General features: G+C 68.8%; 25 protein-coding genes and 1 pseudogene. 7 read left to right on the top strand and 19 right to left on the bottom strand.

Going from position 1 to position 25450, the window contains the following annotated elements; genetic code table 11:
• Window positions 1–27 precede the first annotated feature (27 nt).
• Complete coding sequence (locus ABKA17_RS28850) at window positions 28–2301, bottom strand: MMPL family transporter (RefSeq protein ID WP_502994406.1); 2274 nt, start codon at window positions 2299–2301, stop codon at window positions 28–30.
• A 135-nt stretch (window positions 2302–2436) separates the two neighbouring features.
• Entirely contained in the window at window positions 2437–3039 is a 603-nt protein-coding gene (locus tag ABKA17_RS28845; protein ID WP_353695185.1) for a TetR/AcrR family transcriptional regulator, read from the bottom strand.
• 164 nt (window positions 3040–3203) lie between these two features.
• Here ABKA17_RS28845 and ABKA17_RS28840 point away from each other — a divergent pair, with 164 nt between their 5' ends.
• A complete protein-coding gene (locus ABKA17_RS28840; protein ID WP_353695184.1) occupies window positions 3204–6470 on the top strand; it encodes a S41 family peptidase in 3267 nt (1088 codons plus the stop codon).
• Between the two features lie 183 nt (window positions 6471–6653).
• Here the strand turns inward: ABKA17_RS28840 and ABKA17_RS28835 are convergent, their stop codons facing one another.
• The 4 genes from ABKA17_RS28835 to ABKA17_RS28820 form a co-directional block, all read right to left on the bottom strand.
• Window positions 6654–6839, bottom strand: coding sequence for a hypothetical protein (locus tag ABKA17_RS28835; protein WP_353695183.1), 186 nt, complete (start codon window positions 6837–6839; stop codon window positions 6654–6656).
• Window positions 6840–6952: 113 nt separating this feature from the next.
• On the bottom strand, window positions 6953–7837 hold the full coding sequence (locus ABKA17_RS28830; protein ID WP_353695182.1) for an SDR family oxidoreductase: 885 nt from the start codon (window positions 7835–7837) through the stop codon (window positions 6953–6955).
• Complete coding sequence (locus tag ABKA17_RS28825; RefSeq protein WP_353695181.1) at window positions 7834–8751, bottom strand: alpha/beta fold hydrolase; 918 nt, start codon at window positions 8749–8751, stop codon at window positions 7834–7836. The genes ABKA17_RS28830 and ABKA17_RS28825 overlap by 4 nt, the downstream gene beginning before the upstream one ends.
• On the bottom strand, window positions 8748–10274 hold the full coding sequence (locus ABKA17_RS28820; RefSeq protein ID WP_353695180.1) for a flavin-containing monooxygenase: 1527 nt from the start codon (window positions 10272–10274) through the stop codon (window positions 8748–8750). The genes ABKA17_RS28825 and ABKA17_RS28820 overlap by 4 nt, the downstream gene beginning before the upstream one ends.
• Before the next feature lie 174 nt (window positions 10275–10448).
• Between ABKA17_RS28820 and ABKA17_RS28815 the strand changes: the two genes are divergently transcribed.
• Both ABKA17_RS28815 and ABKA17_RS28810 read left to right on the top strand, forming a co-directional pair.
• Entirely contained in the window at window positions 10449–11060 is a 612-nt protein-coding gene (locus ABKA17_RS28815) for a MerR family transcriptional regulator (protein WP_502994416.1), read from the top strand.
• Between the two features lie 199 nt (window positions 11061–11259).
• Window positions 11260–12513, top strand: coding sequence for a recombinase family protein (locus ABKA17_RS28810; protein WP_353695178.1), 1254 nt, complete (start codon window positions 11260–11262; stop codon window positions 12511–12513).
• A gap of 58 nt (window positions 12514–12571) precedes the next feature.
• On the opposite strand, the gene ABKA17_RS28805 is transcribed toward ABKA17_RS28810, so the two are convergent.
• Window positions 12572–13396, bottom strand: coding sequence for an exodeoxyribonuclease III (locus tag ABKA17_RS28805; protein ID WP_353695177.1), 825 nt, complete (start codon window positions 13394–13396; stop codon window positions 12572–12574).
• Between the two features lie 44 nt (window positions 13397–13440).
• Between ABKA17_RS28805 and ABKA17_RS28800 the strand changes: the two genes are divergently transcribed.
• Complete coding sequence (locus ABKA17_RS28800) at window positions 13441–13917, top strand: GNAT family N-acetyltransferase (protein WP_353695176.1); 477 nt, start codon at window positions 13441–13443, stop codon at window positions 13915–13917.
• Between the two features lie 45 nt (window positions 13918–13962).
• Here ABKA17_RS28800 and ABKA17_RS28795 read toward each other — a convergent pair whose 3' ends face one another.
• The 3 genes and pseudogenes from ABKA17_RS28795 to ABKA17_RS28785 all read right to left on the bottom strand — a co-directional run bounded on the left by ABKA17_RS28795 (window position 13963) and on the right by ABKA17_RS28785 (window position 16051).
• Entirely contained in the window at window positions 13963–14622 is a 660-nt protein-coding gene (locus ABKA17_RS28795) for a response regulator (RefSeq protein WP_353695175.1), read from the bottom strand.
• Window positions 14595–15710: pseudogene (locus tag ABKA17_RS28790) on the bottom strand (sensor histidine kinase); the annotation flags it as partial. The pseudogene ABKA17_RS28790 and the gene ABKA17_RS28795, both read right to left, overlap by 28 nt.
• A 92-nt stretch (window positions 15711–15802) precedes the next feature.
• A complete protein-coding gene (locus tag ABKA17_RS28785; protein ID WP_353695174.1) occupies window positions 15803–16051 on the bottom strand; it encodes a GntR family transcriptional regulator in 249 nt (82 codons plus the stop codon).
• Window positions 16052–17010: 959 nt separating this feature from the next.
• On the opposite strand from ABKA17_RS28785, the gene ABKA17_RS28780 reads away from it, so the two are divergent.
• The 3 genes from ABKA17_RS28780 to ABKA17_RS28770 are packed head-to-tail and all read left to right on the top strand — an operon-like array spanning window position 17011 to window position 17987.
• A complete protein-coding gene (locus tag ABKA17_RS28780; protein WP_353695173.1) occupies window positions 17011–17439 on the top strand; it encodes a hypothetical protein in 429 nt (142 codons plus the stop codon).
• A gap of 46 nt (window positions 17440–17485) precedes the next feature.
• Complete coding sequence (locus ABKA17_RS28775; RefSeq protein WP_353695172.1) at window positions 17486–17695, top strand: hypothetical protein; 210 nt, start codon at window positions 17486–17488, stop codon at window positions 17693–17695.
• Between the two features lies 1 nt (window position 17696).
• Entirely contained in the window at window positions 17697–17987 is a 291-nt protein-coding gene (locus tag ABKA17_RS28770) for a hypothetical protein (RefSeq protein WP_353695171.1), read from the top strand.
• Window positions 17988–18235: 248 nt separating this feature from the next.
• Here ABKA17_RS28770 and ABKA17_RS28765 read toward each other — a convergent pair whose 3' ends face one another.
• The 9 genes from ABKA17_RS28765 to ABKA17_RS28725 all read right to left on the bottom strand — a co-directional run bounded on the left by ABKA17_RS28765 (window position 18236) and on the right by ABKA17_RS28725 (window position 25429).
• On the bottom strand, window positions 18236–19453 hold the full coding sequence (locus ABKA17_RS28765; protein ID WP_353695170.1) for a tyrosine-type recombinase/integrase: 1218 nt from the start codon (window positions 19451–19453) through the stop codon (window positions 18236–18238).
• A gap of 74 nt (window positions 19454–19527) precedes the next feature.
• On the bottom strand, window positions 19528–20091 hold the full coding sequence (locus ABKA17_RS28760) for a hypothetical protein (protein WP_353695169.1): 564 nt from the start codon (window positions 20089–20091) through the stop codon (window positions 19528–19530).
• 69 nt (window positions 20092–20160) lie between these two features.
• Window positions 20161–20643: a hypothetical protein gene (locus ABKA17_RS28755; protein ID WP_353695168.1), complete on the bottom strand. Its 483-nt coding sequence runs from the start codon at window positions 20641–20643 to the stop codon at window positions 20161–20163.
• A gap of 146 nt (window positions 20644–20789) precedes the next feature.
• Window positions 20790–21170 carry an HNH endonuclease signature motif containing protein gene (locus ABKA17_RS28750; RefSeq protein ID WP_353695167.1) on the bottom strand — a complete coding sequence of 127 codons (381 nt, stop codon included), beginning with the start codon at window positions 21168–21170 and terminating at the stop codon, window positions 20790–20792.
• Between the two features lie 177 nt (window positions 21171–21347).
• Complete coding sequence (locus ABKA17_RS28745) at window positions 21348–21701, bottom strand: hypothetical protein (RefSeq protein ID WP_353695166.1); 354 nt, start codon at window positions 21699–21701, stop codon at window positions 21348–21350.
• Window positions 21694–22089 carry a hypothetical protein gene (locus ABKA17_RS28740; RefSeq protein WP_353695165.1) on the bottom strand — a complete coding sequence of 132 codons (396 nt, stop codon included), beginning with the start codon at window positions 22087–22089 and terminating at the stop codon, window positions 21694–21696. The genes ABKA17_RS28745 and ABKA17_RS28740 overlap by 8 nt, the downstream gene beginning before the upstream one ends.
• A gap of 126 nt (window positions 22090–22215) precedes the next feature.
• Window positions 22216–22512 carry a hypothetical protein gene (locus ABKA17_RS28735; RefSeq protein ID WP_353695164.1) on the bottom strand — a complete coding sequence of 99 codons (297 nt, stop codon included), beginning with the start codon at window positions 22510–22512 and terminating at the stop codon, window positions 22216–22218.
• Window positions 22509–22835 (bottom strand): hypothetical protein, encoded by a 327-nt coding sequence (locus ABKA17_RS28730; protein WP_353695163.1) that lies wholly within the window; start codon window positions 22833–22835, stop codon window positions 22509–22511. Before ABKA17_RS28730 ends, ABKA17_RS28735 begins: the two co-directional genes overlap by 4 nt.
• Before the next feature lie 68 nt (window positions 22836–22903).
• Window positions 22904–25429 carry a DNA primase family protein gene (locus ABKA17_RS28725; RefSeq protein WP_353695162.1) on the bottom strand — a complete coding sequence of 842 codons (2526 nt, stop codon included), beginning with the start codon at window positions 25427–25429 and terminating at the stop codon, window positions 22904–22906.
• Window positions 25430–25450: the final 21 nt, after the last annotated feature.

Genomic DNA, 25450 nt, shown 5'->3' with positions numbered 1-25450 from the left:
TGCAGCGAGCTACACCACGGCTTCGGATCAGGACCGGTAGTAGATCAGGCCGTCAGGCCCGTACGAGCTCCCGGTCCTCGTCGTTTTGTCGTCGTCCCTCTTGTCGTCGTCCAGGGCGCGCAGTCCCTCGCCCTCGACGTCCACGTTGGGCAGGGCACGGTCCAGCCACTTCGGCAGCCACCAGGCCTTCTTGCCGAGCAGCGCGAGGACCGCCGGGACGATCGCCATGCGGACCACGAAGGCGTCGAAGAAGACGGCGATCGCGAGACCGAAGCCGATCATCTTGATCATCGACTCGCTGGAGCTGATGAAGCCGCCGAAGACGGCCATCATGATGATCGCGGCCGCGACCACGACCCGGGAGCTGTGCCGGAAGCCGGTCACGATGGCCTGGCTCGGGCTCTCGCCGTGGACGTAGGCCTCCCGCATCCGGGTCACGAGGAACACCTCGTAGTCCATCGCGAGGCCGAAGACCACGCCGACCATGAAGATCGGCATCATCGACATGATCGGGCCGGTCTCCTCGACCCCGATCAGGCCGCTCAGCCAGCCCCACTGGAAGACCGCGACGACGGCGCCGAGCGCGGCGAGCACGCTGAGCAGGAAGCCGAGGGCCGCCTTCAGCGGGACCAGGATCGAGCGGAAGACCACGATCAGGAGGAGGAAGGCGAGGCCGACCACCAGGCCCAGATACGGGATCAGGGCGTCGTTGAGCTTCTGCGAGAAGTCGATGTTCATCGCGGTGGTGCCGGTGACCAGGACGTTCGCACCGGTGTCGGCCTTGACGTCGGCGCCCTCGTCACGGATGGCGTGCACCAGGTCCTCGGTCTGGGTCGAGGACGGCTTGGAGTCCGGGATCACGGTGATCGTCGCGGTGTCGCCGGCCTTGTTGAACTGCGCCGGGGTCACCGTCACGACATCGTCGAGACCCTTGATCCGGTCGGTCAGCGCGGCGGCGTCGGCCTTGGGGTCGGCGCTGCCCGCGGCGTCGTAGACGACCATCAGGGGGCCGTTGAAGCCGGGGCCGAAGCCCTCCGACAGCAGGTCGTAGGCGCGGCGCTGGGTCGTGGACGTCGGCTGGGAGCCGTCGTCGGGCAGGCCCAGTTCCAGCTGGGTGGCCGGGACGGCGATGGCGCCGAGGCCGAGCACGCCGAGCAGCAGCACAGCGGAGGGGCGGCGGATGACGAAGCTCGCCCAGCGCTCGCCGAGACCGGGCTTGGTCTGCCCGTCCGAAGGCTTGGTCGCGGCCTTGGTCTCGGCCTTGGCCTTGGCCGACTTGCGCTTCTCGCCCGCCGGACGGACCTTCCGGCCCGCGTATCCGAGCAGCGCCGGGACCATGGTGAGCGCGATGAGGACGGCGACCACGACCGTGCCGGCGGCCGCGAGGCCCATCTTGGTCAGCATGGGGACGTTGACGACCGCGAGGCCGGCCAGGGCGATCACGACGGTGAGTCCGGCGAAGACCACGGCCGATCCCGCGGTGCCGGTGGCCCGGCCCGCCGCTTCCTCGCGGTCGCGGCCCTCGGCCAGTTCGCCGCGGTAGCGGGAGACGATGAACAGCGCGTAGTCGATGCCGACCGCGAGTCCGATCATCAGCGCGAGCGTGGAGGTGGTGTCGCCGAGGTCGAGCGCGTTGGCGAGGGCGGTGATGGTGGAGACGCCGATGCCGACGCCGATGATCGCCGTGAGCAGCGGCAGTCCGGCCGCGACCAGCGAGCCCAGCGTGATGACGAGGACGACCGCGGCGATGGCGAGGCCGATGATCTCGCCGACCGCTCCGGGCTCGGCCGCGGCCTGCAGCGCGTCACCGCCGATGTCGACGGTCAGACCGGTGGCCCGGGCCTCGTCCCCGGCCTTCTCCAGGGCGTCCCTGGTGGAGTCCGCCAGTTCCATGCCCGGGGCGTCGTACTTCACCGACGTGTAGGCGACCGAGCCGTCCTTGCTGACGGCGTTCGTCTTGAACGGGTCGGTGACGGAGACGACCTCGGAGCCGTCGCCCAGTTCCTTGACGGTCTTCTCGACGGTCGCCCTGTTGGCGGCGTCCGTCATCTTCTCGCCCTCCGGCGCCTTGAAGACGATGCGTCCGGTACCGCCGTCCGCGCTGCCGCCGGGGAAGCGCTGTTCCAGCAGGTCGAAGGCCTTCTGCGCCTCGGTGCCGGGGATGGAGAAGGAGGTGGTTCCGGGGCTGGGGGCGCTGGCCGCGCCGACGCCCGCGAGCGTCAGCAGGGCGACCCATATCAGGGCGACGAAATGCCGTCGCCGAAAGGCGAGCCGGCCGAGTTTGTAGAGGAACGTGGCCACGTGGGCGTACTCCCGGTCAGGTCGTGGGTGTGTACGGGCAGGGGTGATCGACCCAGTGGGTGGCAGGGGTGATCGGCCCGACGACGTGAGCGGTCGCGTCAGGTTGGGCTGGTGGTGGGGAGGATCAGGGGTGGATCAGGGGGTGGGGGTGACGCCGAGCGCGGGGAGCACGACGGCGTCGATGTACGAGGTGAGGAAGGCCTGCGTGGGAGGCAGCTGGTCGATCATCGTGCGGGTCGCGAAGGCCCCCACCATCATGTGGACGATGTAGTCCAGCGCGGGGCGGTCGGCCTGGACCTCGCCGCGGTCGATCGCACGCTGCATGACCTTCTTGAACTCGCCCATCTCGGGTTCGACGAGGATTTCCCTGAAGGCCCGCATCAGGTCCGGGTTTCCGTGCGCGGCCATGGTCATGGCCCGCATCAGATCGGAGTTCCGCTCCATGGTGCAGTCGTCCTCGCGGCCGACCAGGGTCAGGAGGTCACCGCGCAGGGTTCCGGTGTCGATGTCGGCGGTGCCGCCCGGCTTCTGGCTCCGCATGGCCTTCACCACCAGCTCGGGCTTGCCGCCCCACTGACGGTAGAGCGTGGCCTTGCTGGACTTGGTGCGGGCCGCCACGGCGTCCATGGTGAGGGCGTCGTAGCCGACTTCGCGGAGCAGTTCGAGCACGGCCGCGTACAGCTCGGCCTCGCGCTCAGGGGTGAGCCGACTGCGACGCGCGCTCGCGACCTCAGTCATGATTCCCGCCTCCCACTCCGAACGACACGGTTTCGTACGTGACGAATGTAGCGCACTCTCATACGAAACGAAACCGTTTCGTACGTGTCGTGTCTCACGTCCGTGCCCCGCCCGGCGGAATTTCACAAGTTGCTCCGGTCCATCCCCCGGAAAAGCATGGGGAGGTGAGCTATCTGCGCCTGCCGCACCTGAGCGGTGACCTGTTGTGCTTCGTGGCCGAGGACGACCTGTGGCTGGCCCCCCTCGACGGGAGGGGCCGCGCCTGGCGCCTCACCGTCGACCGTACCAAGGTGGGCCATCCACGCTTCTCCCCCGACGGCCGCCACATCGCGTACACGAGCTGGCGCAGCCTGGTCCCGGAGATCCATCTGACGGACGTGGAGGACGGCGGCCCGGGCCGACGCCTCACCTACTGGGGCTCGGCGGACACCCAGGTCTGCGGCTGGACCCCCGCCGAAGGAAAGAGGGGCGCCCAGATCCTCGCGGTCGCCTCGCACGGCGAGCCCTTCTCCTACTTCACCTGGGCCTACAAGGTCCCCGTCGACGGCGACCCCGGCCGCAAGCTCCCCTGGGGCCCGGTCTCCGACCTCCAGGTGGCCGACCTCGACGGCGACCGCCGGACCCTGCTCCTCACCGGCACCCCACCGCACGAACCGGCCGCCTGGAAGCGCTACCGGGGCGGCGCCACGGGCCGCCTGTGGCTGCACGGCCACCGCCTGCTCGAAGGCCTGGAGGGCCACCTCCACTCCCCCATGTTCGTCGGCGGCCGGATCGCCTTCCTCTCCGACCACGAGGGCGTCGGCAACCTCTACTCCTGCGCCCACGACGGCTCCGATCTGCGCCGCCACACCGACCACGACGCCTTCTACGCCCGGCACGCGGCGAGCGACGGCACCCGGGTGGTGTACCAGTGCGCGGGCGATCTCTGGATCGTCGACGACCTCGCCAGTGAGCCACGCAAGCTAGACGTACGGCTGAGCGGGCCGCGCACGGGCCGCCGCGCCTACCAGGTACCGGCCGCCCAGCACGTGGACGGCGTCTCCGTCGACGAGACGGGCCGCGCGAGCGCCGTCGTCGTACGCGGCAGCCTGTACTGGCTGACCCACCGCGACGGCCCCGCCCGTACGATCACCGACACCCCCGGCGTACGGGTCCGGCTCCCGGAGATGCTCGGCTCGGTCGGCCAGGTCGCGTACGTGACGGACGCGGAGGGCGAGGACGCCGTCGAGATCGCCTACCTGCCCCGCGCGACCGGCGACCGCGAGCCCCGCCGGCTCGCCTCCGGCGAACTGGGCCGGGTCCTGGAGATGGTCGCCGACCCCCAGGGCGAACGCCTCGCCATCGCCTCCCACGACGGCCGCCTCCTCCTCATCGACGCGACCGAGGACTCCAACGGCGAGGTCACCGAGCTGATCCACTCGATCAACGGCCCGGTCCGCGACCTCTCCTTCTCCCCCGACGGGGCCTGGCTGACCTGGTCGCACCCGGGCATCGGCCGCTCACTCCGCCAGATCAAGATGGCCCGCATCTCCCCGAAGGCAGGCGGGGAGAGGCTGATCGTCGACGTCACCAACGGCCGCTTCGAGGACGAGAACCCGGTCTTCACCAGGGACGGCCGCTATCTGGCCTTCCTCTCCTGGCGCGGCTTCGACCCGGTCTACGACGTCCACACCGGCGACCTGTCCTTCCCGCTGGGCTGCCGCCCGTACCTGGTCCCGCTGTCCTCGGCGACCCCCTCCCCCTTCGCCCTGAACCCCGAGGGCCGTCCGGCGGCGGGCGGCCTGGACCCGGCCGAGGACGAACCGGGCGACGGCTCGGCGGTGACCGTGGAGGTCGAGGGCCTGGAGAGCCGCGTGACGCCCTTCCCGGTCACCGCCTCCAAGTACTCGGCGCTGTACCCGGTGGCGGGCGGCGGACTGGTCTGGCTGCGCTGGCCGATCTCGGGCGCGCTCGGCGAGACCTTCGCGAACCCGGACGACACGACCGGGCGCCCCACCCTCGAGTACTTCAACATCACGAAGGCCAAGAAGTCCGAACTGATCGAGCACCTCGACTGGTTCGCGGTCAGCGGCGACGGTTCCCGCCTGGTCGTCGTCGACGAGGGCGACCTGCGCGCGGTGCCCGCCACCGAGTCCGGCGACAGCGACTCCACGGTCTGGATCGACGCCCGCCGCATCCTGCACGAGGTCGACCCGGCCGCCGAGTGGCGCCAGTCGTACGAGGAGGCAGGCCGGCTGATCCGCGCGTACTTCTGGGAGCCGCAGATGTGCGGCATCGACTGGGAGGCGGTACTGGCGCAGTACCGCCCGCTGGTCGAACGGGTCGCCACCCCGGACGAGTTCGCGGACCTCCTGCGCGAAGTCCTCGGCGAACTCGGCACGTCCCACGCCTACGTCTCCCCGGCCCGCCGCAACGAGGGCCCGCCCCACTACCAGCGCCTCCAGGGCCTGCTGGGCGCCAACTTCGTACGCAGGGAAGCCGGCTGGACGGTGAAGCGCATCCTCCCCGGCGACTCCTCCGACTCCAAGGCCCGCTCCCCGCTCGCCGGCACCGGCATCCGCGAGGGAGCGGTCCTCACCCACGTGGACGGCCGCCCGGTGGACCCGCTGACCGGCCCGTACCCCCTGCTGGCGGGGGCCGGCGGGACGACGGTGGAGCTGACGTTCACCCCGGCGGAGGGCGAGGGCAGGGCGCGCCGGGTGGCCGTGGTCCCGCTGACGGACGAGCGCCCGCTGCGCTACCAGGACTGGGTGGCCAAACGCCGTGAAGTGGTACGCGAGTTGAGCGGCGGCCGCTGCGGCTATCTGCACATCCCCGACATGGGCGGCTCGGGCTGGGCCCAGTTCAACCGGGACCTGCGCCTGGAGGTCTCCCGCCCCGCGCTGATCGTCGACGTACGCGGCAACGCGGGCGGCCACATCAGCGAACTCGTCGTGGAGAAACTCACCCGCACGATCCTGGGCTGGGACCTGACCCGCAACGCCCAGCCGGTGTCGTACGCGTCAAACGCCCCGAGAGGCCCGGTGGTGGCGTTGGCGGACGAGGCGACGTCCTCCGACGGCGACATGATCACGGCCGCCTTCAAACTCCTCAAACTCGGCCCGGTCGTCGGCCAGCGCACCTGGGGCGGAGTGGTCGGCATGACCGGCCGCCACCAACTGGGCGACGGCACGGTGATCACGGTCCCGATGAACGCGGCCTGGTTCGACGCCTACGGCTGGACCGTGGAGAACCAAGGCGTGACCCCGGACCTGGAGGTCCTCCGCACCCCCCTGGACTGGGCGGAGGGCAGACACGTACAACTCGACGACGCGGTAAGACTGGCAGTGGACCTACTGACGACGACCCCTCCGGCAACCCCACCGGACTACGCGAACGTACCGGACCGTTCGAGGCCGAAACTGCCGCCAAGGGAGCGCGGGGACGGATAGGCGGCGCAGCCGCCTTTAAGGGGCGCGGGGCTGTATCGATTTGCGGCTCCGCCGCGTGGGCGCGACAAGCCCCCACCGGACCGGCACCCGACAACGCACCCAGAAACCGAACGGCAACGCAAACGTGGGGCGCCCCAACACACAGGGCACCCCACGTTCAACGGCCTGAGCCAAGCGCAGCGGCTACGCGTCGTAGTCCTGGTCGAGCCGGTCCTGCTCCTCCCGCTGGAGCCGCTCCGTCTCCTCGTCCCGCTGCTTGCCGCGCTCCTCGCGCCGGCCCTGACCCTGCTCCCGGGCCTGCTGGGCCTTCTGCTTGGCCTGCTCCTGCCACTGCTCCGACTTGTCCTGGAACTGGTCCTTCATACCCATGTGGGTTCACTCCCGAATCGGGTGAGGGGATGAGCCCCGTAGCGGGGCCTCGACCAGATTCACACGACAGGACAAAGCCCGCATTTCGATCAGTTACGGCGCGTAACTCAGCGTCAGTCGCGACGTACCGCGCGCGCCTGTTCATCGGCCGCCCCACCTGCGCCGACGAGCCCCGACCCGACCCCCTTCAGCCGGTCCCCGAACCGCCGCATCTCCCGCTGTCCGACCGTCCCGATGAGCCCCGGCAGATACCCGCGCATGCCCTGCGTGCCCCGTAGCCACCCCTGCCCGTACACGTGACTGGAGCGGCGCTCGATGCCCGCCACGATCCGGTCGACCGCCGGTCCCAGCGGATACGTCTTGTTGGCCGGCCACGGCAACCGCTGCCGCAACTCCCGCATGACGTCGTCCTGATCGGCCCCGCGCACCATGTCCGTGTCGGTCCACGACAGATACCCGACCCCGACCCGTACGCCCTTGTAGCCCACCTCGGCCCGCAGACTGTGCGCGAAGGCCTCCACACCGGACTTGGACGCGCAGTACGCGGTCATCATCGGCGCCGGGGTGATCGCGGCCAGCGAGGCGATCTGCAGCAGATACCCCCGGCTCTCCATCAGCACCGGCAGGAAGGCGCGGGCGGTCACGGCGGACCCGATCAGATTGACCTCGATCACGCGCCGCCACGCGTCCGGATCGGAGTCGACGAAGGGACCGCCGCTGGCCACACCGGCGTTGGCCACCACGATGTCGACCTTCCCGAACCGCTCCTTCACCTCCCGCGCGACCTGCGCCATCGCCTCGTGGTCGGTGACGTCGGCGTACCAGTGGCCGCAGTCGGTGTGCAGCCGCTCGGCGACCTGCTTGAGCGCGTCCGGCTCCAGCCCGACCAGCGCCACCTTCGCCCCGCGCGCGGAGAGCTTGCGGGCGAGCAACTCGCCGACGCCGCGCGCCGCTCCGGTGACGACGGCGACCTGTCCTTCGAGGCTGACCCTGCTCATGCACCCTCCTTGATCGTTGCGTACGTCGTCACGAGGTCCCGGATCTTCCCGGTGACCAGTTCCGGCGCCTCCACCGGCGTCATGTGTCCGAGCCCGGGCAGTTCGGTGAGCCCGACACAGTTCGGCAGCGCCGCGACCAGCGAACGCGCGTGCACCGGCGGCGTCAACCGGTCCGCCGTACCGACCACCACGGCCGTCGGCACGGCAAGGGACCGCACCCCGTGGTCGAGGTCGAGCAGATCGAGCACCCGCGACCAGGAGTGGCGCACCTTGCGCGGACAGGCGTGCACGATCCGCGCGCACGCCTCCACCATGTGCGGGGCCGAACCGGGGCCCATCGTCCCGTACTTGAGGATCCGGCGCGCGAGCGGCGTGACCGGCCCGAGCGGCGCCCGCGACCCGAGGACGTGCTGGGTCAGCCAGGTCCGCAGCCGCCCGGCCCGAAGCGGTACGACGGTCGACTCCGCGACCAGCCGCGAGGCACCGGTGCTGCACAGCAGGACGGCCGCGGCATGCTCCCGGAAGACGGCCCGGTCGGCCGCCGCCATCACCGTCATCCCGCCCATGGAGTGCCCGGCGATCACGGCCTTCTCACCGGGTGCGAGCGTCGCCCTCAGTACGGCTTCGAGGTCGTCGGCGAGGGCGTCGGTGCTGCATGCCGGGTTCGCCGGGCTGCGGCCGTGGCCGCGCTGGTCGTAGGCGATGACCCGGTGGTCGACGGCGAGGTCGCGGATTTGCGCCGCCCAGAAGGCGGTCGAGCAGGTCCAGCCGTGCGCGAGGACCACGGGGGGCGCGTGCTCGGCCCCGTGCACCTCGACGTGCAGGCGCGCGCCATCGGCGGAGACGGCGGTCAGTTCACGGGTGGGGACGGGCGGGGCGTACGGCCCGGAGGACACATGCATGAGCCGGCTCACGCGCTCACCTCTTTCACGTCTTCCTCAACCCGGTCTGCCTTCTCGGCGGTCTTGGTGGCACGGACCACCTCGTACTCGGCGAGGTCCACGCGCCGCGTGGCGCGCCGGAACTCGGTCGTGGTGCCCGGCCAGATGGTGGTGTTGCGGCCGCTCGCGTCGAGGTACCAGCTCGTGCAGCCGCCGGTGTTCCACACCGTGCGCGTCATACGCTCCTGCACCCGCCGGTTCCAGGCGGCGACCGCGCTCGGCCGGGCGTCCAGTGCCACCCGGCCACCCAGCACGTCGAGTTGGCGCACGTAGTCGGCCAGGTAGTTCAGCTGGGACTCGATCATCAGGATCATCGAGGAATTCCCGAGCCCGGTGTTGGGCCCGATGATCGTCATCCAGTTGGGGAACCCGGCGGCGGACGCACCGCGCAGGGCCTCCATCCCGCCCTTCCAGGCCTCGGCGAGGGTACGTCCGTCCTTGCCCACGACCCGGTCGGCGATCGGCATGTCGGTGACGTGGAAGCCGGTCCCGAAGATGATCGCGTCGACCTCGGTCTCCGTGCCGTCGGCGGCGACGAGGGTGGAGCCGCGGACCTCGTCGAGCCCGCTCGCGACGAGGTCGACGTTGGGCTGGGCGAGCGCCGGGTAGTACGCGCTGCTCAGCAGGATCCGCTTGCAGCCGATGCGGTAGTCGGGGGTCAGCTTGGCCCGCAGGGCGGGGTCCTTGATGGCCCGCGCCATGTTGGCCTTGGCCAGCTTCTCGACCAGCCCGAGTTCGTTGGGGCGCTTGGTGAAGGCCTGGACCTGCAACTCCCGGATGCCCCACAGCAGTCCGCGCCGGGCCTGAGTGGTGAAGGGCAGCGCCCGGTGCAGGGCCCGCTCGGCGTCGCCGATGGCCCGGTCGACGCGGGGCATGACCCAGGGCGGGGTGCGCTGGAAGAGGGTCAGCTCGGCGACCTCGGGCTGGATGGCGGGCACGATCTGGATCGCGGAGGCCCCGGTGCCGACCATGGCGACCCGCTTGCCGCGCAGGTCGTAGTCGTGGTCCCAGCGGGCGGAGTGGAAGACCTTGCCCGGGAAGGAGTCGAGGCCGGGGATGTCGGGGATCTTCGGGTCGGAGAGCGGCCCGGTGGCGGAGACGACGAAGTCGGCGGAGAGCCGGCCGCTGCTGGTCTCGATGTCCCAGCACAGCCGCTCGCCGTCCCAGGTCATCATCTTCACCTCGGAGTCGAAGCGGATGTGGGGCCGGAGCCGGAAGACGTCGGTGACATGCTCCAGATAGGCCCGGATGTGCTCCTGCCCGGAGAAGGTGCGCGGCCAGTCGGGGTTGGGCGCGAAGGAGAACGAGTACAGATGGGACGGCACATCACAGGCGCACCCGGGATAGCTGTTGTCCCGCCAGGTACCCCCCACGCTGCCGGCCCGCTCCAGGACGACGAAGTCGGTGACCCCTTCGCGCCTCAGCCGCACGGCGGCCCCGAGCCCGCCGAACCCGGACCCGATCACCGCCACCCGCACATGCTCGTGCTCGGTCATCCCGAAGCCTCCACGCATCGCTGCATCGCTGCATCGCTCTCTCGGACTCCGCCAGTGAACACTGGCGCAATGGGAGCGTAGGACAGCACCGTACCGATGGGTAGGGGTCGGGCCACGAAAGTTACCGGCGGTACAACATAGGCTGCGATCGTGACGGAGAAGCGCGAGTACCGCATGGAGGAGCTGGCCAGGGAGGCCGGCATCACACCGCGCACCCTGCGCTTCTACCGCGAACGCAAACTCATCCCGCCGCCCCGCCGCGAGGGCCGCATCGCCTGGTACGACGACCACCACCTGGCCCGCCTGCGCACGATCGCGGCACTCCTGGAACGCGGCCACACCCTGACCGGCATCGCGGAACTGGCGGAGGCCCTGGATCACGGCCGCGACGTGGCGGACCTCCTGGGGGTCGCGACCCCCACCGAGGAGGAACCGGTCCGCCTCACCCCCGAGGAACTCGCCGCCCGCTTCGAGGGCCAGGTCACCCCGGAGAACCTCGCCGCCGCCCTCGACCTCGGCTACCTCGGCACCGACGGCGACGAGATCGTCCACATCAGCCGCCGCCTCCTCGACGTCTCCTCCGCCCTGGTCGCCGAGGGCATCCCCCTGTCCGAGGTCCTCGCAGCCGGCAAACGCGTCCGCGAACACGTCGACGCCCTCGCCGAAATGTTCGCCGAACTCGTCCTCCGCCACGCCACCGAGAACGACATGCAGCGCCTACGCCCCCTCGCCCGAAGCGTGGTGGAGGCAGAACTGTCCCTGGCACTGGACCGGCGGTTGCGGTAGCGGTAGCGGTAGCGGACCAAACGCCGCAGACCGAAATTTTCCTCAAGTGCCCGGCATTTCACGAGCATTCACTCCATCGAGGCACTTCGCCCGCAGTCGCAGACGAAGACGCGTTCCCGGTCCGAGAGTGAGATCGAAAAGGCCCCGGCGACTGTGCGACCAGTCCCGGGGTGTGGCCGACACTTCACGGAGCGCCGACATGCCCGAGCCTAGCCCCACCGAACACCCGCGAGCTCTTGGAGCCGTGCGTCTCAGCACCCTGACCGGAGTGACCACCTCGCCCGACAGACAGCGCGCCGACATCCGACTGCGTGCCGAGCAAATGGGCTTCACGTTGATCGCCGAAGCCACCGACCTCGGAGTCTCCGCGCGCCAGAAATCCCCCTTCGAGAGGCCTTCATTGTCGTCCTGGCTGCAGCGCCCGGACGAATACGACGCCATCGTGTGGTCTCACGTGGACCGCGCCGCGCGTTCCGTCGCCCACATGGCAGAGTTGATCGAGTGGGGTCGGCAGCACGCGACAACACTCGTTTTCGGAATGTCTGAAGAGCGTCAGCCGCTCGTGGTCACACCCCAGGCGGACGGCGACGCCATTCGCCGCTGCATGAACCTGGCCTACGCCGCCGAGCAAGAGGCTCACGCCCTTTCCACCCGTCTCACCAGCGCCCACCGAGCGCTGCGCGCGATGGGCCGCTACGGCGGTGGCCTTGTACCGTTCGGGTACAGGAAGGCTCCCCACCCGTCCGGCATCGGGTGGTGTCTCGCTCCCGACCCACAGACCGTCCCCGTCGTCCGCGCGATCGTGGACGACGTCCACTCCGGGCTGTCCCTGGTCGCCATCGCCCACAAACTCGAGACCGCGGGCGTCCTGGTGCCGCGTGACCGCCACGCCCAGCTACAGGGACGCCCAACAGGCGGGCGGCGCCACGGACGCGACTTCGAGCGATTTCGCTGGACAGCCGGCAGCCTGTGCAAGATCCTCCGCACCCCGGCGCTGATGGGTCACCGGGTGCACAAGAGGGAGACGGTCCGGGACATCGAAGGTGCCCCCGTACTGATCGGCGCTCCGCTGCTCACCGAAGAGGAGTTCCAAGCGCTCCAGGACGTCCTCGACACCCGGTCCAACGGCACCCACCCCAAGCGCCGGGAGACCTCCCTGCTGATCGGGATCGCGCACTGCGCCGGGTGCGGTGGCCGCATGTACTTCGCCACGCGTAAGGCCTATTCGTACGGCGACTATGTCTGCCGCGCCGCTGCCCGTGGCGCGACCTGCCCCTCCCTTGCCGCAATGCGTGCCGACTGGCTCGACGAGTACACAGTCGGCCGCTACCGCGAGGCGTTCGCCGTGGACGGCGAGGTGACTCGGGAGCAACTCCTCAGGGACGGAGTTCGCGTCACTGTCGCCAAGGGCCGATCGGGCGGCGGACCGGAGCCGGTCGGGTCGCGTTCCTGATCTGTCCTGCGGCACGTGTGGGGGCGTGCCAGACACCGGCACACCCCCACACGTCATGTCACTTGTCGAAGACGACCGTCACCGGAGCATGATCCGACCACCGCTCGTCGTGGCTGGCGGCCCGCTCCACGAGTGCCTTGACCGCTCTCTCCGCTAGCCCCGGGGTCGCGACGGCGAGATCGATCCTCCAACCCGTGTCCCGGTCGAAGGCCCGCCCCCGATAGGACCACCACGAGTACGGCCCCTCGACCTCAGGGTGCAGAGCGCGTACGACGTCGACGTAGCCGCCGTCCGACGGCGTCAGGACGCGGGTCAGCCACTCGCGCTCTTCCGGCAGGAAGCCGGAGTTCTTCTGGTTGGCGCGCCAGTTCTTCAGGTCGGCCGGCTGGTGGGCGATGTTCCAGTCGCCGCAGACGACGACCTCGCGGCCGTCGGCGGCGGCGCGCTCGCGGAGTTCCTTGAGGTAGGCCAGGAACTCGTCCATGAAGCGGACCTTCTCGTCCTGCCGCTCGGTGCCGACCTCGCCGGAGGGGAGGTAGAGGGAGGCGACCGTCACACCCGGGAGGTCCGCCTCGACGTAGCGGCCGCTGGTGTCGAACTCCGACGAGCCGAAGCCGATCCGGACCCGGTCGGGCTCACGGCGGGTGTAGAGGGAGACGCCGGCCCGGCCCTTGGCGGCGGCGGGGGCGTGCACCACATGCCAGCCGTCGGGGGTGCGGACCTCTTCAGGCAGTTGCTGCGGCTCGGCGCGTACCTCCTGGAGGCACAGCACGTCGGCGGAGGTGTCCGCGAGCCACTCGACGAAGCCCTTCTTCGCGGCGGCGCGGAGTCCGTTCACATTCACAGAGGTCACAGTGAGCACCCGGGCACGATACCGGCACACTGGACTGGATCCCGTTCTGGATGTATTGACATACGGTAGGAAGCATGAATATCCGTCGCGTCTCCTTCGACCACCCCGACGCCGTCAAGCTCAACGACCAGGTCCAGGCCGAGTACGCCGTCCGCTACGGCGACGACGGCGACGCCACGCACATGGACGCGGCCCACTTCGAGCCACCGAACGGCGCATACCTCATCGCGTACGACGAGCTCGACGTACCCGTGGCCACGGGCGGCTGGCGCGCTCAGGACGCCAACGAGGAGGGCAACCGCGACGGCGACGCCGAGGTCAAGCGGATGTACGTCATAGAGCAGGCGCGGGGCAGAGGCCTCGCCCGGCGCATCCTGGCCGCGCTGGAGGAGGACGCCCGGGCGGCGGGCCGGGTCCGGATGGTCCTGGAGACCGGCGACAAGCAGCCGGAGGCCATCGCGCTGTACGTCTCGAGCGGCTATGAGCCGTGCGAGAAGTTCGGCTACTACCGCCACTACGAGTCGAGCCGGTGCTACGCGAAGGCGCTCTGAGAAGTCCCGCGGGGGGCAGTCCCGCGGGGGTCAGTCCCGCGGGGGTCAGCCTCTGAGGTACGCCAGTACCGCCAGCACCCGCCGATGCGTGTCGTCCGCCAGCGGCAGGTCGAGCTTGGTGAGGATCGAACCGATGTGCTTGCCGACGGCCGCGTCGGACACCACCAGCGCCTTGGCGATGGCGCCGTTCGACCGGCCCTCGGCCATCAGCGCGAGTACCTCCCGCTCGCGCGGGCTGAGCCGGGCGAGCGGATCCCGTCTGCGGCGCAGCAGTTGTCGTACGACCTCGGGGTCCACGACCGTGCCACCGACCGCCACCTCCCGCAGCGCGGCCACGAACTCCTCGACCTGGCCCACCCGGTCCTTGAGCAGATAGCCGACTCCGGTGCCGTCGCCGGAGTCGAGGAGCTCGGCGGCGTACGCCCGCTGTACGTACTGGCTGAGGACCAGCACCGGCAGTCCGGGCCGCTCCTCGCGGAGCTTCACGGCCGCGTGCAGCCCCTCGTCCTGGAAGCCGGGCGGCATCCGGACGTCGGTCACGACCACGTCGGGGGTGTGCTCGGCGGCCGCCGCGAGGAGCGCGTCCGCGTCGCCGACGGCCGCGACCACCTCGTACCCGAACCGCGTGAGCAGCCCGACGAGTCCGTCGCGCAGCAGGACGCTGTCCTCGGCGAGGACTAGGCGCGGGGCTCGGTCGGCCGGCAAGGGATCTCCACTCGCAGCAGGGTCGGTCCACCCGGTGGGCTGGACAGGGAAAGTCTGCCATCGAGCACTGACACCCGGTCGGCGAGACCGGTGAGCCCGGTGCCCTTCGCACTGGAGGCGCCGCCGCGTCCGTCGTCGCGGATGTCGAGGGTCAGCCGTCCGTCCTGGTGCCGGCCGCTGACGGTCACGCGGCTCGCGCCGCTGTGCCGGGCCACGTTGGCGAGGGCCTCGCGGACGACGAAGTACCCGGCGCTCTCCACGGGTTGGGGCAGCCGGTCCGGGAGGTCCAGCCGGACGTCCACCGGGACCGTACTGCGGTCCGCCGCGTCCGCCACGGCGGCTTCCAGTCCGTAGTCGGCGAGCACCTTGGGGTGGATGCCGTGGATGAGTTCACGCAGTTCCGCGAGGGCTTCCCCGGCTTCGCCGTGCGCCTTGGCGAGTTGCTCGGCGAGCGGGCCCGGGGGTGCGTCCAGGCGGGCGAGGCCGAGGGTCATGGTGAGGGCGACGAGCCGCTGTTGGGCGCCGTCGTGCAGGTCGCGCTCGATCCGGCGCCGTTCCGCCTCGAAGGCGTCCACCAACCGCACGCGGGAGCGCACGAGTTCGGTGACGCGCTCGCTGTCCCGGGGTGAGCACAGCAGCATCTTCGCGACCTCGGCGCGCGCCCCCGCGGCCGCTCCGAGGGCGTACGCCCCCGCGATCAGCAACGGCACGCCCGCCGCCGCGACCCCGAAGGCCGCCGGCCACGTCTCGACCGTCCACAGCTTGACCACCTTCGCCTCCCCGTCCACGGCCACCAGCAGCGGCGTGGCGAGAAGGAACAGCGGCACCCCCGCCGCGAAGGCGACGGCGAGCGCGTCCAGCGGCCACAGCACCAGACCGAGCAGCACGGCGTACGCCAGCTCCCGCCAGGTGGCGCCCTCGGTGAGCCGTACCGTGAGCCACCGGGCGAGCCCCGGCGCGTCCGGCACCCGGTGCGGCGCGACCGGCACGGGCCCCGCGCCCGCCCACCGCAGGCGCCACCGCTCGACGGCGGCCACGGGGATCCCGGACAGCGCGGTGAGCACGAGGAGCGGCAGTCCGACGAGAACGCGGGTTTATGGGGGTCTACCTGCGGATTCACCCCGGCACCCCCTCGGGATCCCCTTCGAGCCCCACAATTCACGATGTGCACAGCGCTCAATTAGATGACGAATGTGCCCTTGCCGCGCACTGTCTGGACCAAGCCGCGCTCACGCAGCTCTCTGACTGCGCGCGCCACGGTCATTCTGGCGATGCCATATGTGGCTGCCATCTCCAGCTCACCGGGAATCCTGTCTCCACTCTTCAGCTCGCCGCTGGCGATCTGCGCCGCCACCGCGTCGGCCACGGCCGCGTAGACCAGCTCAGGCCCGCGCCTGTCGAGATTCCGGATGTCGTCGCCCTCGGTCATGCCTGCACCCTAGGCACCGTCTGACCTGCAAGGACAAACATAGGGTTCCGCAGTGCCCACCACATGTCTATAGTGCCCTACATGCACCCACGTCGCATGTGCCTGGACTGCCACACCCTCACCGAGACCCCGGTTCTGCTGTACGCCATCGAGCGCGCATCCGGTCCATCGTTCCCGGTCTACGCCTGTCCAGACTGCGCCCCATCTCGCATCTCCTACGACTCCGCCCTCGCTCTGCTGTTCAACCACACACAGCACTGCGACGACTGCACCCCGGTGGACTCGTGTGCACAGGGCTGGGCGCTGTCCCGTGTAGTCGGCCGCTGCCTCCGCCGCGTTCGCCCCGCCGAACCGACCCCCGCCGCGCCCCCGCCGCCCAATTCTTTGGGGTCATAGGCGAGCCCGCGCCCCGTCTCCGGGGAAAGTCACCGACCCACCCGCGCCGAGCCCTTACGCGCCCATACGCTGATTCCGATGAACGTATCGGGCTATTCGGTCTTATCCCGCCCCCAATTGACTGCACATTCCGAATTCACACTGTCTCGGAATAGCGCGCTGCCCTCCGAGGTAGGATTCCCTCGTTCGCCACGCTGCTTAGCGAGGCACCGACAATGCAACACGGCACGAGGCATCCCGGAGATGGAGGTCAAAGGGATAACCAGACCGCCGAGTCGGAGACCAGATAGCCCAACGCGGATACCGCAGCTTTGCGGCTCGCCACGGACTGTACAACCGAATATCTACACAATGTGTGCCGATCTTATGGTGAAGCGCATATGCACAAGTGCCGAATGTCGCTGACGAGCGACGGTGGCGGAACAGCCCGTGTGGGCGACTTGGACCAGCAACGAGGACTTGTCCATTCAATGCCCATGCCCTGGAGGCTTCCAATGGCTGTTTCGAAGATCAAGATGTCCAATGCCCGCCGCGCTCTGATTGCTGCGGGAATGTCCAGGACCATGGCCCGTGCTGGCCTCAAGCTCCTGGACCTGAACGAGCCCCTCAAGCCGCAGATCGAGGCGCTCGCCGAGGAAGACCCCGAGCTGTTCGGCCTGGATGCCGACGGCAACCCTCTGGACGACGCGGACAACAGCGACGCCGAGGACGAAGACGAGCGCCCCATGACGGTCGCAGAGGCCAAGGTGGCGCGACTCCGGGGCACCAACAACCCGTTGGTCCACAAGCGGCCCCGTACGGAGCGCCCCTCCACGGCCAGCAAGTCCGCTCAGGAGGCAGCCGCGCACCTGCGCGCGCACTCCAAGGACAACCCGCCCCCGGTGCGCAAGTACATCGAGCCCGTGCGCGACATCAACGCCGGACACAAGCCGTCCACACGAACGCGCCCGTCCTCGGCCGACGCTCTCGCCAACCGGCTCAAGGGCAACTGACTTTCTCCCCAACTCGCCACGCAACACACACAGTTAGGACAACAACATGGCCGCTGTCACCCTGGAGACGACCGAGCTCGAAACCCTCATCGAGGCCTGCCTGACCGGCAAGGTGGAGGTCGGCATCGAGGCGCTGAACCTGTTCAAGACCAAGAACGGCACCGGCGTGCTCCCCAACTCCTCGGCCCTCGTCCGCCCGCACGACTCCGCATGGCGCGGCGCGCTCGCCGGTGTCCAGGCCGACCTGGCGGTCTGACATGAGCAACGAGACCAAGCCCAACGTTCGGGTGCGCGTACACGGCCGCGACTACGCGGCACAGGTCGCCAACGACCAGGTGCACAAGGTCCTCTCCGAGGCCACGGCGCAGGCGGTCCAGGACCTCATCTGCGAAGCCGTGGAGGTCGGGCTCGACCTGGCTCACAAAGCGCACTCCGGCGACCAGGACATCCGCGAGTGGCTGGAGCCGATCCGCGCTCTCGCCGCCGAGGACCGAAGCCCGAGCATGACCCCGACCATCCGTGACTTCATCGCTCGGTATCTCGCCTGATCCACAGACCACACGGCGCGGGGTGACCTAACAGCCCCGGCCCGCGCCACACGAGGGCGGGACTCGGCTGCATGGCCACGAACGCCCAACACGAACGCCCCTGGACAGCCGGACATGCTCCCGGTCCAGGGGCGTTCGTGCGTTCTGGAGTCGGTTACGCCGGTAGTAGCGGCGTAACCCTCGGAATCAGCCGCTGGCCGCCTTACGAGCGAACGCGCGGCCGTCGGACGCGGGCACCGCCCCGCCCTCTACGAGCCGCCTACGGCCCCAAAGATCGGCGTTACGGAGCCTCCCGCGCCGAGGGTCGCCCCCGAGCCCGACAGGAAGGCGTCTACCCCGGCCATCTTGTCTGTGTAGTCCGTGCGGAACAGGTGGACGTAGGTCTTCTCTGTGGTGGTGATGGACGAGTGCCCCATCCACTTGCTGACTTCGTAGATGGTGATGCCGGGTGCAGCCGCCATGATCGAGGCGTACGTGTGGCGAAGGTCGTGCCAACGGGTTGCAGTCGAGATGCCGGCATCTCCGACTCCAGCTCGGACGGTCTTGCGGAAGTGCGACTTGATCAGGTTGTTGATGTCGAACGGGATGTTCCAGTCGATCTCGCTGCTCTGGAACTTCTTCCGGCTGCCCGGCCACAGCGCCGCGTCGGGGTTCGTGCGGTTGGGGTGCGCGTCGAGGTACACCCGGAGCTCGGCCGCGAGCCGGGGCAGCAGCGGCACCTCACGGACGGACCGCTTGGACTTGGGGGAGGCCGCGACCCAGCCGCCGCCCTTCTTCCGGCGGACCGTACGGCGCACCTCCACTGTGTTCCGGAACAGGTTGACGTCCCGGATGCGGAGGCCCGCGAGCTCGCCCGAGCGCAGCCCGGTGTACGCCGCCATGCGGACCACCAAGGCGTAGTGCTCGCGCCGCTCGGACATCGCCACGGCCAGAGCCTCCACCTGTGCAGGGGTGAGGAATTGGCGCTTGTCCTCTACGGCGTCGTGGTCCTGCGGGAGCGCCACGCCTGTGCACGGGTTCACCGTCAGCCAGTCATGCCGGATGGCGTACTTGCAGAGCTTGTTCAGCACCACATAGGCGTTGCGGACTGAGCCGTGCCCCAGCTTCTTGCCGAGTGCAGCCACCCACTTCTCAACGTCCGTGGCGCGCACGCCGGTTACCTGCCTCCGCCCGAGCGCCACCGCGATGTGGTTCTTGTAGATGGAGCGCTGCCCCTCCAGGGTGCGCGGCTTGAGGTGGCCCTCACCGGCCGCCATGCACGCCTCGAACACCTGGGCAACGGTCTTCTTGGAGGTGAGCGCAGATGTGGACCGGCCAGCAGCCAACATGTCCTCGATGCGGACGAGTTCGCGTTCGGCCTGAGGCTCGGTCTTGCACGTGATCTGTCGATCCTTGCCGTGGTCTCGCCACCGGACCTCGTACGCCCAACGTCCACCGGCGCGCGGTACGGGCTTGATGTGGGCCATGGAATCTCCTTGGAACGTGGCCCAGGCCCGGTGACCCCCGTACTCCGAGGGTCACCGGGCCGGACCGAGGTGGACTAGCTGAAGATGGAGGCCACGGCGGAGCAGACGCCCTTGACGCCGTCCCAGCCCAGGACCGTGAAGAGGGCGACCGACCAGATGCCGACGAGCGGCGCGGCGATGGTCACGAACTCGCGCTCCGCGTTCGCCCGGCTCCAGCGCTTGAAGCGCTCCCAGCGGGACGGCCGCTTGTGGGCGCGAGCGGGCCACGACGGCTCCGGGAGGTCCACGGGCGCGGGCTTCTCCGCCGGGAGCCCGGCGAGTTCGGCCATGAGGAGGCCGGACAGCTTCTCGCCCGTGGGCTCCGGGTCGGTGGTGTCGATGGCCTCGTACCCGGCGAAGTTGCGAGCCGGGCGGACCCAGTAGGCCCAGAGCTGACCGTCGCCCTCTTCCAGCACCTCGGCCCAGGTGCCACGGATGCGGCCGGTGGCCTGGATGGGCTCCTGCTGGATGGCGTAGACCCGCTCAACGAGCTGGTCAAGCGAGATGCCGCACTCGAAGAGGCGGACACCGCAGACGGTGCAGTGGAGGTCCCAGATGTCCGAGCCCGGCGTGTGCTGGGCACAGGGTGTAGCGTTCATGATGCGTAGGTCCCTTCGGGGGTCTGGAAGGGCCGGGACTCCACTCCCGGCCCTTCCGCTTGTGTGGACTTACTTGCTGGTCTCGGCGGTCTTGGCGGCCGTCGTCCGCCGCGTACGGGGAGCGCGCGCCTTCGGCTGAGCCGGGGCCTCGGTCGCCTTCGCGGGCTCGGCAGGCGTGGGCGTAGCGGCCTTGGCGGGGGTCGCCTTCGCGGTGGCCTTCTTGGCTGCGGGCTTGGTTGCCGGCTCCACGGCTGCGGTCTCCTTGGCCAGCTCGGCCTGGAGGGCCGCGAGCTGCTTCTCCAGCCGCGCCTTCTTCTCGGCGGCCTGCTTCTTGCGCTTGGCCTCCGCAGCGGCCTTCCGGTCGGCCAGGTGGGACTGGTTCTCCTCCGAACGCTGGAAGTCCATGCGCATGGCGCAGACGATCTGCACGGTCTTCAGGTCGGGCTCGTAGCCGGTCTGCTCCTTGATCCACTCCGCGAAGTTCTTGTGCAGCTCCGTGGGCTCGGAAGCGGCGCGCTCGGTGTAGGTCTTCGCGTTCTCGGACTTGCTCATTTGGGCCTCCTTGGGGCTTCGTTCGCACTGGTGTTCGAGACGGAAGTTAACGCCAACTTCCACAAAATGGAAACTCCCCTCCCAAAGTTGGACAATCTCCGCAGGTGGGACTGTGGAGGCCAGGAAGTCCGAGAGCGGTTGGAGCCTCACCGGGCGAGCGCTGCACGTGTCTTGGCCCTGATCACGGCACACCGACGACGGTTGTTCTCGGCGTGCGTCACAGGCTCCAAGTGGCCAATCCAGACACACAACTTGGAGCGGCAGCCCCAGTCGTAGACGTGATCCAGGGTGTAGCCCTCGGGGATGTCACCCATGTACGCCTCCCACGCCACTCGGTGGGCTACGTACTGGTCTCTGCCGATGCGGAACCGGCCGTACTCGCCGTTGTAGGTGATGCCGGTCCACAGCGTGCAGCCGTTCTCATCGGGCGCGGCCACCTGTGGCCAGAAGCGCTCCAAGTCCGCATCGGTAACGGTGAGTTGGCGAATCCTGAGCGGCATGTCAGGCCTCCTCTTCTGGGTCGGCACCGATGGGCGGGCTCCCGGCGACCTTCCATGCGGGTGTGGCCCGGACGCCGGGCGGGAGCGTCCTGCGGCGGGTCCGCTTGCGTGGTTCCTGGGGCGCGGCAGGGGTGGTTTCGGTAGAACCACCCTCCCCAACTCGCCTGCGCCGCCTGCGAATTGGCTTCCTGGGCCCGTCCTCGCTCACCGCGCCACCGCCTTACGCACGCCGTACGGCTGTCGGGGGAGCTTCCATGAGCGCGTGGACATACCGCTCAGCCGCTCGACGCCTTCCGCGTTGATGGCGTAGCCGTGGACGTAGTAGGTCCGCGACGAGATGGAGTAGATGACCGGGCGGAGGCAGTCCCGGCGACAGTTGGCCGCTCGCCACTCGGGCTCGCGCGCCTTGGAGCGGCGAAAGCTGAACTTGGTGCAGATGTCCACCAGGAGCCAGCAGCGCTCCCCGTCGATCTCGACCTCTCGCGCCTCACCCTCGTACTCGTCGAGGATGTGCACCTCTACGCGGTCACCCTCGGCAGTGCGCAACAGCTCAGGCATCCTGCACCTCCACTGCCGGCCGGAAGGCGTCCATCGGGACACGCAGGAACTCAAGGGGATGACCCTCACGCCGGGCGGTGGCAGAGGCGCGGCGGGGCAGGCGCATGTACGGAACCCCGGCCGACTGAGCCGCCGCGAGCACGGGTGGCGGAACGGCGACCAGATAGCAGATGCCCTCGCCTGGAGGCTGATTAGTGGCGAGCCGGGCGTATGCCTCACGCACGCTCGACACGGGGTGTTGCCAGACAAGACCCCGGTTGTAGGCGAACTGGACGATCAGCCCTCGTTCTTCGGTAACGCAGCGCTCCAGATGACGCCGGAAATGGGGCCTTTGCATCTCGACGTTCAGCGCGTAATACACCCACTTGGGCAACTTGCGAAATTGCATGTCGAACTCCTGTTCGAATCGGAAGCCGTAGGCGGCCCGTAGGGCTGAGAACGGGGCGGGGTGAGCCCGGTTGCCTCGGGGCGGCGTACGGAGCCGCCTACGGCCTGATTCTGTGAGCGGGCGGGGTCAGTCTTCGTCGGCCGGGACCGAGCGCGGCGTGGGAGCCGGGTCGTCCAGGGACGGAGACCAGTACTCGACGGCCACGGCATGGCCGTCCAACAGACTCGCGGCGAAGAGGCAGGCCCACACGCCGGGCGCGAACGCCACGTTCACGAACCGGGTGCCGTCGTCCTTGATTCGCCAGACGATGAGCGAGCCGTCTTTGAACTCCACCTCATCGCCGTGCACGTTGACTTCGGTGTTGTTCATGTCGGCAAGGCGAATCCCGTAGTACCAATTGCCGTACTGGCCGGACTGGATCACTTGATGGCCTCCATTACGGCTTGGGCGAGATTCCGCATGTCGGGGCAGACGAACACGCGAGCGCTGCGCCCGTCGGAATTGCGATGCGTGGCGATGGCGTCCAGGGGAGGCATCCCGTTGATGAGCCCTTCCAGCTCGATCACGTCCGGCAGGCACACGAGGCTCTGGTGAGCGGAGGCCCGCAACATGCCGCGCTGGAAGAAGTCCTCATTGGACTCGTACACGAGCGTCTGGAGCAGGTCCTTTCGGTGCAGCTCCAGCACCACAATTGCGTTCCGCGCAAAGGCCAATTCGGTGCCCATCTCGATGGCCTGCATCTTCATGTGCGCATCCATCGTTCGCCACGTTGCGGGGCGCTCCCGGCGCGTCTTGTTCGGCTTGCGACGCCCCATCAGATGCTCACTCCACTGGCCTCGTCCTCGACGAGCGCAAGTCCGACATACTTCACGCCGACGCGCTTACCCTTCTCCTTGACGTCCCGCTTGGAGACGCCTTCAACGTCCTTCCACAGGGCGGACATCTGCATGGAGAATGCGCGCTCCTTGAGAATGTCGCTGCCGCGAACCTCTTGCGCCCAGCACCACTTCCGATAGCGGTCGTACACCTCGTAGAACCACACTTCGGAGTCGTCTTTCTGCACGACCTCCGATGACCAGAAGTCGCCAGCCTCGGAGGCGTCCCGGAGGAACTGCCGCGTGGCGGCCTCGACGGCGGCAGGACGCTTGTCCAAGCCGTTCTCGCAGTAGTCCACCCAACCTTGAAGAAGCGACCACAGAATGGCCTCCAGGATGGGCTTTTCGGTGCGGACCCGGTTCCTGATGGCGGGGTCCTCTTCGGACTTCTTCAGCGACACGTCACACGGGATGGTGGTTATGCGCCGCGTTGTGGCCTCGTCCATATCCTTGATCTGCGGGGCGTGGTTTGTGGCGAGCCAGGGCGTCATCTGCGGGGTCGCCTGGATGATCTCGTTGGCCTTCCCGTACATGTCGCGCAAGGACATGCTGTCTTCGCCAACCATCCGCTTGACCTGGTCGCCGTGAAGCGTCCACTTGTTGTTGGCCTCGGACGAGTGGCCATACCGCTTGGGCAGCAGCCGGATCAGGTCCGGGCGCGGCTTGTCCTTGGAGTTGGCGTGGAATATGGACTGGCCATAGCTCGCGGAGTACGAGCCCAGCGCCGAATCCACAGCCTCCATAAGCGTTGTCTTTCCGCCCGTCGTCTCTCCGCACAACACGCACAACTGGCGTTCCGGATTCCCGCCGAGGATGCTGTATCCGAGCAGACGGACCAGGTGCCGGCGAACCTCCGGATCGGGCCAGAACTTGTTGAGCACCTTGTCCCACACCTCGTGCGTAGCCCCTTCGACCACTGCCACGCCCGTGTTCATGGTGGTGTAGTCGTCCGGGCGCAGCTCGCGGACCTCGAAGCCGGTTGCCGTGAGGATGACGGCCTTGTCCAGGCAGGCGATCAGCCGGGGATTCTGGTCAAAGCTCTGCTGAACGCTCTTGAGCGTCACACCCTCGTGATGGCGGAACGCCTCCAGCGAGCGCCTGCGCCCGGCCACGGAAAGGCCAGATGCACCGTGCGACATCAGCATCTTGCCGTACTCGCGCTCGGCCTTGGCCTCTTCGCTGTCGCCCTTGGCCTTCTTGCAGATGTATCGCCCGGCGTCGAACTGCTGCTGCGCCATGTCGCGCGCCTTCCGGCTCACGATCCCGCTGTAGTCCCGCTCCCAGCCGTGGCCACCGTGGGCGTAGAAATCCTGCTCCTTCTCGATCCACACGACCTTTCCGTCCAGGATTTCGGCGAGAATCCGACCGTTGTCCGAGTCGGAGAACACCTCGGGCACAACGTTGACGCCGTCCAGAACGCCAACTTCACTGCCGGCCGAAGCCCTTACAGTCTTGAACTCCAGGTTTACCCTGGGGCATTCGGACAGGTCATCCGTGGTGGCGGCGATCGGCGGAAGCAATTCGCCATATCCAGCCTCGCACTTGTGACACCACAGCTTGACCTGTGCGCCACCTCGGATGTCCTTGTGCTCCTCCACGGTGTAACGGAGCTGTCGCGGCCCCTCGCACAGCCAGCACGGCCCCTCGTACTGGCCGGGCGGGCAGTCGGCGGACGGGAACCAGTCCGGGTTGACGGCCAGGATCAGCCCCTTGACCCGCTCGTGCGCCTTCTCCATGCGCCGCTTGAGCTTCTGGTCAGCCTCGGACTGTGCCTGCACCTCGGCCATCGCTTCGGGCGTGAACTCGATCAGCTCATCCCATGTGCCGCCGTTCTCGAAGTGGTCCCGCAGGTCGTGGCCGGGGGTCGGCGGCATCAGCACCGGATGCCCCGGAACAGCGTCCTGCCGCATCTTCGCGTACTTGTGCCCCTTGGGGTCGTTGTCCGCGATGAAGGGTCCAAGTCGGCCCGCTGCCTTGAGCTGTTGGGCAACCTTGGTGTGCGCGTCGTCCCAGATGCCCGAGCCCCACGTAGTTGTGCCCAGGAGGCCCGTAGGCACCCCGTAGAGGCCCGCGCGGGACGCCTCGGTCAGAAACTCCGCGTCGGACTCGCCCTCGGTCGGTACACGGACGTACGCGGCTTCGGCGTCGACGACAAGGTGGTGCTGCCAGAACACCGACTTCAGCAGATCCTTGTTGGCCTCGTAGTCCAGCTCAGGCCGGTTCGTGGCCATGCGCTGGGCTTCGGTGATCTGGTGCGGAAGCTGGTTCGGCTTACGCTTGGAGGACGCGGTGAACATCCCCTTGGTGCCGTCGGCCCTGCGATAGCGCTTCTTGACGCCGATGCCGATGCCTTCTGCATTCGCCCAGACTTCGAGCTGTTCCTTGCCGTCACCAACCTTGATGATTCCGGGCTTGAGCGGATCGAGCCGCTTAGCGCGTAGACTTCGACTTGAGCGCATTGCCATACGCTGTCTCCTCTGATGTTC

This window comes from Streptomyces sp. RG80, assembly GCF_040446465.1.
Classification (GTDB): domain Bacteria; phylum Actinomycetota; class Actinomycetes; order Streptomycetales; family Streptomycetaceae; genus Streptomyces.
This window is presented reverse-complemented; position numbering and strand designations above follow the sequence as displayed.